Origin of the sequence: Populibacterium corticicola, from assembly GCF_042683685.1 — a bacterium.
Classification (GTDB): Bacteria; Actinomycetota; Actinomycetes; order Actinomycetales; family Cellulomonadaceae; genus Timonella; species Timonella corticicola.
Window position 1 is genome coordinate 89,438 of the sequence record NZ_JBHUOP010000008.1, and the last position, 7,452, is coordinate 96,889.

General features: G+C 56.5%; 6 protein-coding genes and 1 pseudogene. 4 read left to right on the forward strand and 3 right to left on the reverse strand.

What is annotated here, in order from left to right; genetic code table 11:
• The first annotated feature begins 30 nt into the window (after window positions 1-30).
• From glmU to pth, 4 genes are all read left to right on the forward strand, one after another.
• Window positions 31-1,695 (forward strand): bifunctional UDP-N-acetylglucosamine diphosphorylase/glucosamine-1-phosphate N-acetyltransferase GlmU, encoded by a 1,665-nt coding sequence (gene glmU / locus ACFSYH_RS14380; protein ID WP_377468062.1) that lies wholly within the window; start codon window positions 31-33, stop codon window positions 1,693-1,695.
• The gene (locus ACFSYH_RS14385) at window positions 1,695-2,678 is read left to right on the forward strand and encodes a ribose-phosphate diphosphokinase (protein ID WP_377468064.1); all 984 of its coding nucleotides are present in this window, start codon (window positions 1,695-1,697) and stop codon (window positions 2,676-2,678) included. Before glmU ends, ACFSYH_RS14385 begins: the two co-directional genes overlap by 1 nt.
• A gap of 668 nt (window positions 2,679-3,346) precedes the next feature.
• A complete protein-coding gene (locus ACFSYH_RS14390) occupies window positions 3,347-3,631 on the forward strand; it encodes a 50S ribosomal protein L25 (protein ID WP_377468066.1) in 285 nt (94 codons plus the stop codon).
• Window positions 3,632-3,882: 251 nt separating this feature from the next.
• On the forward strand, window positions 3,883-4,488 hold the full coding sequence (pth, locus tag ACFSYH_RS14395) for an aminoacyl-tRNA hydrolase (protein WP_377468068.1): 606 nt from the start codon (window positions 3,883-3,885) through the stop codon (window positions 4,486-4,488).
• A 2-nt stretch (window positions 4,489-4,490) separates the two neighbouring features.
• Here the strand turns inward: pth and ACFSYH_RS14400 are convergent, their stop codons facing one another.
• The 3 genes and pseudogenes from ACFSYH_RS14400 to ACFSYH_RS14410 all read right to left on the reverse strand — a co-directional run.
• Window positions 4,491-5,564 carry an HTTM domain-containing protein gene (locus ACFSYH_RS14400; RefSeq protein ID WP_377468070.1) on the reverse strand — a complete coding sequence of 358 codons (1,074 nt, stop codon included), beginning with the start codon at window positions 5,562-5,564 and terminating at the stop codon, window positions 4,491-4,493.
• A complete protein-coding gene (locus ACFSYH_RS14405) occupies window positions 5,564-6,307 on the reverse strand; it encodes a DUF5819 family protein (protein WP_377468072.1) in 744 nt (247 codons plus the stop codon). Before ACFSYH_RS14405 ends, ACFSYH_RS14400 begins: the two co-directional genes overlap by 1 nt.
• Before the next feature lie 177 nt (window positions 6,308-6,484).
• Window positions 6,485-7,452, reverse strand: a pseudogene (locus tag ACFSYH_RS14410) (hypothetical protein); the annotation flags it as partial.

The window sequence follows — 7,452 nt, forward strand, 5'->3', positions numbered from 1 at the left end:
CATCCTTCTTTAAGCATTGGGGAATCCCCTGTGACAACCGCTCAGCCCGCGGCCGTAATTGTTCTTGCAGCAGGAGAAGGAACGCGGATGAAATCCGCTACTCCTAAGGTCCTTCACACGCTGGCCGGGCGCTCGATGCTCGGCCACGCTCTCACCGCAGCAGCCGGAATCAATCCCGAACGAATCGCCGTTGTGGTTCGCTACGAACGCGATCAGGTTGCCGAGCACGTGCTCGAACTCAATGCGCAAGCGATCATCGTCGATCAAGACGCGATCCCCGGAACCGGACGCGCTGTCCAGTGCGCACTCGGGGTCTTGGACGCAACCGTTCACGCGGCGCAGGTCATTGATGGCGTCCCACTCGGGGCAGAGGGTCAAGGCGTCAGCGGTGGACTTGAGGGACCGGTCGTCGTTGTATCGGGCGATGTCCCAATGCTCGATGCGGAAGCGCTCGCGGAACTCCTTGAAGCACACGTCAGCGGAGGCAATGCCGTCACCGTTTTGACCACTGAACTTGAGGACGCCACCGGTTACGGACGCATCGTGCGTGAGGCAGATGGATCGGTCGCCGGAATCGTTGAGCACAAGGACGCAACCGAGGAACAACACCGGATCCGCGAGATCAACTCTGGAACCTACGTGTTCGATGCCGCGGTTCTACGTCGTGCACTCGGATCGGTCGACCGCAATAACTCCCAGGGTGAGGTCTACCTGACCGATGTTCTTGCCCTTGCCCGTGAAGAGGGCGGCGTTGTCCGTGCGATCCGCACCGATGATCCCTGGCTCGTTGAGGGTGCGAACGACCGCGCCCAGATGTCGGTTCTACGTGCCGAGTTCAACCGCCGCATCGTTGAGCACTGGATGCTTGAGGGAGTCACCATCGTGGACCCCGCGACCACGTGGATTGACGTTCAGGTGGAACTTGAACAGGACGTCACGATTCTTCCCGGCACCCAACTTCACGGTGAGACCACCGTCGCGACCGGAGCCACGATCGGCCCGGACACCACTTTGACGAACGTGGTCGTCGAGAAGGGCGCAACGATCACTCGCACGCACGGCTCAGACGCCCGCATCGGTGAGCGCGCGACAGTCGGTCCATTCGCCTACCTACGACCAGGAACAGTACTTGGCGTAAAGGGCAAGATCGGCACCTTCGTGGAGACCAAGAACGCCGTGATCGGCGACGGCTCCAAGGTTCCGCACCTCTCCTATGCTGGAGACGTCGAGATCGGTGAGGGCACGAACATCGGAGCCGGTTCGATCTTCGTCAACTACGACGGCGTGAACAAGCACCGATCCACCGTGGGCGCCTTCTCCCGCACCGGCGCGAACAACCTGTTCGTGGCACCGGTCAATATCGGCGACGGTGTCTACACTGCGGCGGGAAGCGTCATCCGCCAGGATGTCCCGGCCGGAAGCCTCGCCGTGTCCGCCGGTACCCAACGCAACATCGAGGGCTGGGTGGAACGTCGTCGCCCAGGTACCGACTCCGCAGAGGCAGCGGCTCAGGCCCGCGCACATGGTGGAGCCCCTGCAGCGGCTCTTGGTGCTCAGGCTCTTGATGAGCTTGCTCGCGCCGAGGCTCCGCACGGCAGTGAGGCTGTCCAGCCAGCGCGCAACGGAACCAACGTAAGTCCCCAGAGCTATACCGTTCCAGAAACCCAAACCCCCTTCGAAGGAACTGACAAGTAATGACCGGCATTCTGTCCGCTGACGGCACCAAGCGACTCGTACTCGTCTCTGGCCGCGCACACCCTGAACTCGCAGCAGCCGTTGCGGACGAGTTGGGCACCGAACTCCTTCCAACCTCGGCATACGACTTCGCGAACGGTGAGATCTACGTTCGATTCGGTGAATCCGTTCGAGGTGCCGACGTTTACGTTCTGCAGTCCCACACCGCTCCGATCAACCAGTGGATCATGGAGCAGCTCATCATGGTTGACGCTCTCAAGCGTGCGTCTGCCAAGAGCATCACCGTGGTCATGCCCTTCTACGGGTATGCGCGTCAGGACAAGAAGCACAAGGGTCGTGAACCAATCTCGGCACGCCTCCTCGCGGACATGTTCGAGGTTGCTGGCGCGGACCGCATGATGAGCGTGGACCTGCACACTGCGCAGCTTCAAGGATTCTTCAACGGTCCAGTGGATCACCTGTGGGCTATGCCGCTGCTCACCGAATACGTGAAGTCCCGCGTGGACCTGTCCAACGTGACTGTCGTGTCGCCTGACGCCGGTCGAATCAAGGTTGCTGAGAAGTGGGCTGCCAAGCTCGGAGGACACCCGCTCGCATTCGTGCACAAGACCCGTGACATCAACCAGCCTAACCAGGCGGTGGCCAACCGCGTTGTCGGTGATGTTTCCGGTCGCACCTGCGTCCTCGTGGATGACCTGATCGACACCGGTGGCACGATCGCCGAGGCGGTTCGTGTGTGTCTTGAATCCGGCGCGAGGGAAGTCATCGTGGCGGCAACGCACGGTGTGTTGTCCGAACCAGCCGCGACCCGCCTCCAGGAGTGCGGTGCGTCCGAGGTCATCGTCACCGACACTCTGCCCATCAGCGCCGAGAAGCGTTTCGAAAAACTCACCGTGCTCTCGATCGCCCCGCTGATCGCACGCGCAATCGAAGAGGTCTTCGCCGATGGTTCGGTGACCTCGCTGTTCGAGGGCAACTCCTAAACAACCTGTCTCGTACAGTTAGAACGCCCGGTCATACCGCATCGTAAGGTGTGACCGGGCGTTCTTGTTGTCGCCTGCCCTACTCGATGGGGCCAAAATAGTCCACATACCCGCAAAGAACATGGGTATGTGGACATAAAGAGCCCCATCGGCCACACAAGGGGCGTACGACACAGGCCGCGAGACGCAGCGCGACACAGCCCAACGCAACGGACGCCGGAAAATGACGGCTCGTCGGCAATGAAAACGGCAGTACAGAGGGCCGCCACCCAGAAAACCGTGCCCGAAAACTGTGATGTTGACCGCCAACTACTCCCGTGGCTGTATTCCAGCCGCACGCGTCCCTATACTTGAAACCGTGCCTTGGCGAGGGAGGGGCCTCCTTCACAAACATGGGCTCGCGGAAAGACGCCGCGACAACCCGAAGGTGGTCGGCTCCGTTATCGACTGGGCGGTTCGCTCCTTGCGTTCCGTTGTGTCGTGAGTCGAGGAACCGCACAGCAGGCATCTGTTCGTGCGCGCAGTAGTCCGCACATTTTTCGTGGCGTTCTGCCCGGCAACTCCGGTTGTGTTCCTTGGCCCTCGCGTGAACTGATCTTACGGGAAAGTTCATAAGGTCCATGTCCACCGCGCTTCGGCGCCACAACACAAAGATTAGGAGCGCAATTATGGCAAACGCAAAGCTTGTTGCTTCCGCTCGTTCGGCTTTCGGTAAGGGTGCTGCTCGTCAGGCTCGCCGTGACGGCCAGGTCCCATCGGTTCTTTACTCGGCTGGTTCCGAGGCTCAGCACATCGTTGTTGACGCACACGAGGCATTCCTCGTTGTGAAGAACAACCGCACCGAGACCATCGACCTTGAGGTTGACGGCAAGGTTGTTGCTGTATCGATCAAGGACGTTCAGCGCGACTCGGTTGGCCGCGTTATCGAGCACATCGACTTCTTCGTAGCCTGATACGGGTCGGCGCGTGATGCGCCGCGTTGAAGCAACGGTTGGGGCGCCTGGCATGCTGGGCGTCCCGACTTGTATCTTCGTGTTGTTGGGTTCAGTTTTGCTTGGCGACGAGCCGGTTCGTTTCGTTGTGACGTTCGGTTTTGTGGGTGGCGGGTTGGGAGTGGTAAGTGTTTCGTTGGTTTGGGCGTTTGTGGCGCCGCGCCGAGGGTGTACTTGTTGAGCCCACCTACGTCATATCGAAGGAATATGAAATGGCTGATGGTCTGTATTTGATCGTGGGACTGGGTAACCCTGGTCCGAAGTATGCGGGCAACCGCCACAACATTGGGCACATGGTGCTTGACGTGCTTGCGGGACGTGTGGGCGCGAAGTTTTCGGCGCACCGCGCCAACGCTCAGGTCGCTGAGGCACGTATGGGGATGCTGCCCGGTGGGGCACCCGGCCCTCGCGTAATCCTTGCTAAGCCCAACACCTATATGAACACCTCGGGTGGACCCGTCGCCGGGTTGGCCAAGTACTTCAACGTGGACCCCGAGAACGTTGTCGTCGTGCACGACGAGTTGGACATCCCGTTCGGGGACATCAAGTGCAAGATCGGCGGTGGCGAAGGCGGACACAACGGTCTGCGCGACATCACCAAGGCGTTGGGCACCAAGAACTATGTCCGGGTGCGCTCGGGTATTGGGCGCCCGCCGGGACGCATGGATGTTGCTGACTATGTGCTCAAGAATTTCAGCTCGACGGAGGCTAAGGAGTTACCGTTTCTGCTGGATGGCTCGGCCGATTGTACCGAGATGATTGTGACGCACGGTTTGCTTGAAGCACAGCAGAAGTTCCATACCGGCAACAGAAACTGAAATTAGCTCTGCGCGTTCGTTGGCTCACGACTCGGCGTGAGTTTCAATGGGGTTGAAGGTTCTTCAATCTGCCTAGGCGCTGTACGTATGGGGACGATATCTTTTCGTCCTCTCCAATTCGTCCACTGTGAGCGAACCCAGGAATCAACGGTCGTGTACGTTCTGTCAGAGACAAAGATTGAGTCTCCTGCAAGCATGAAGAATGAAAAGAACGGTAGCCCCATCAGCACTGCAATGCCGAGGTGCATTCCCACGACGCCTAGCAGCGCCACTTTGCGCAAGACTCGATGGAGCAGCATGAATGGAAAGAATAGTTGGAAATAGACTGCTGCGTAAGACGCAGTCATGACCGCGATTCCATTGCTGCTTACCAGCGCATTAAGTTCCGGAAATGGTGCGTAATGCGGGAGTTGAAGAGGATAGAATACCGCGGTTCCGTTCTGCCACTTGTCACCTTGAACTTTGAACATTGCTGAAGCTGCGTAGATCAAGCACAGGTGCGCTCCGAAAGCTGCGAGTGATGCATTATGTAGTATTGAAAAATATCCCGAGTACCGCGAAGACGCAAATCGTGTTCGATCTGTTAGATTTCGAGAAGTTCTGCGAGAGTCAAGTGACCAAAACTCTGAACATCTCATAAACAGCATGTATATAAGTGCCATGCGCAGCAAATTATCGCTTTGATCCATGTAGACACCGTCAGAGTAGACGAGAGAAGTATGTAGAATCAACGCAATCAAAGTTGCTATCCGTGTATGCCATCCAACTGCAAGTGATATAGCGGCGAGCAATAGAATGATATAGAAGAATGTCATGAAAAATATGTCGGATGTTGGGCCGAATATAAGGCGCTGGAATGGAAATTCCGAACTCGCATGAAGTTCTTGACTCCAAGCGGCAGCCGGACCCCACATGTAGCTCCTAAAAGGAAAATTGACAATTAGTTGAACAGCAAGCGTGCCGCCAAGCATAATCCGCAGAAAAGAAGTGCCTCGAGTGTTACGTGCTGGTGCGATAAACCAGCAGATTATCCAGTTCCATAAGGTGGAAATAGAACGAGAGATACTGCTCCACATTAGAAAGCCTCCAATGCGCGTGCAAATCCAGGCTCATCTTGATTATAAAGAATTACTGGTGCTCGTCGACCAGAGCTAAAAGAGACGTCCTCGGAATTTGTGCGCTCGTGTCTTTCATTGAAATCTGGAGCAGTCACCTTTGTTATTCTATACTGAACGTATCCATCCTCAATGAAACGGTCTTTCGCCTTCAAGAACTGGGTTGCATAGGCTGTTAAAGATGTGTCAAGAACTACCATTTTCTCAAATTGTGACGAAACTTTTCCTACCCTTTCTTCTGCGAGAGAAGTAAGACGCTGTGACGTATTTACATGGTAGTTCCAACTAAAGATTTCTTTCTCTAATTCTGATAGGGATCTATAGGAATCATGCGCCGTCAACGAGAGTTTGCTGGTAACGCTACTAGCAGTCGGCGGCAGAAAATTATGATAAAGACCGTCGATTTCCACCGCAGAGGCCGACACCCACTCCCTGGGTTCAAGTGACTGATCCACGGCTCGAACCTCAAGGTAATATCCCGAACTCACTGGATTCGGAGCAAAAATTGACCAAGATTGCTGGAACAGAGGAAGCGCGTACCCCCGCAGAGGCTCGCGAACACTATCTTTCAAGGGATTTGACGGGGTAATCCACAAGTACATAGCAAAGATGTGACACACGACAACGACGATTGCCGCGGAAGCGAACGCTTTATGGCCACGTGACAGTTCGACGAGTTGTTCGTCTGTAGAGATCTTTCTCACCAGCGACTCCTGATCCGGCAGGTCATGGCACTCAATCTGTGAGTGAGACAGTTAGCATGAGGAAACTAGTTGTGGTCTTCAAAGTTTGTGAATGAACGCGAAGAAGTACGACGTTGATTGGTTTCGGCGGGGATCCCCAACATATGGGTATCCCCGCCGACGCCCAACATCAGCGAACTAGATTCGACGACGTTTTCCGCTCATCACGAGAAGCAGGCCTCCCGCTACCAACAGGCCAGTTACCGCCAACGGGCCTGCCCCAATCGAGAATCCAGTCTTTGCCAGTGGATTGTAACGAGTTGGAGTCGTCCCAGTAGGCGTTCCTCCCGTCGGTGTGTTCACTGTAGTTACGGAAGCATCTGCGACTACCGTGAAACTTGAACGGGTTGAATCGCCGTAGGCGACACTCTCCGCCGTCGCCACGTGCTCGCCCAGCGCGAAGTCCGTTGGAACCACGAACTCCCAGGTGACAGTCCCACTCTCATTTGCCCTTTGCTGTGGCAGGTCAACACGACGCGAGTGTACGTGTCCATTAACGGTCTCGCCAGGTTCAAATCCAGTTGCAGTGAAGACCTGGGTTCTGCCACGGGTGATCGTAGGAATGGTCACGGAGGACTGTAGAACCCGCTCTGAAGCCGAAGCGACTGTAACCTGTCCTTGAGCTGTCCGACCTGATTCGTCAGCGACCAAAACTACAACCGTGCCGATAGGGAACTTCTCAGTTGACACGGAAGCGCTGAACGTTCCGTCCTCTCCCACAACCGCGGTTCCAACGGTTACAGGTTTTCCGTCAGCTCCTGTGATGGTTATCGTGACCTTTTCACCAGCTGTGAAACCAGTTCCCGTCACTGTGATTGTGTCACCGTGTTTCACAGTCTCGGTGTCTATGTCAACTGTCGGAGATGGGGTTCCGTCTTGGTCACCTGACGGGGTTCCGTCTTGGTCACCCGATGGGGTTCCGTCTTGGTCACCTGACGGGGTTCCGTCTTGGTCACCCGATGGGGTTCCGTCTTGGTCACCTGACGGGGTTCCGTCTTGGTCACCTGACGGGGTTCCGTCTTGGTCACCTGACGGGGTTCCGTCTTGGTCACCCGATGGGGTTCCGTCTTGGTCACCTGACGGGGTTCCGTCTTGGTCACCCGATG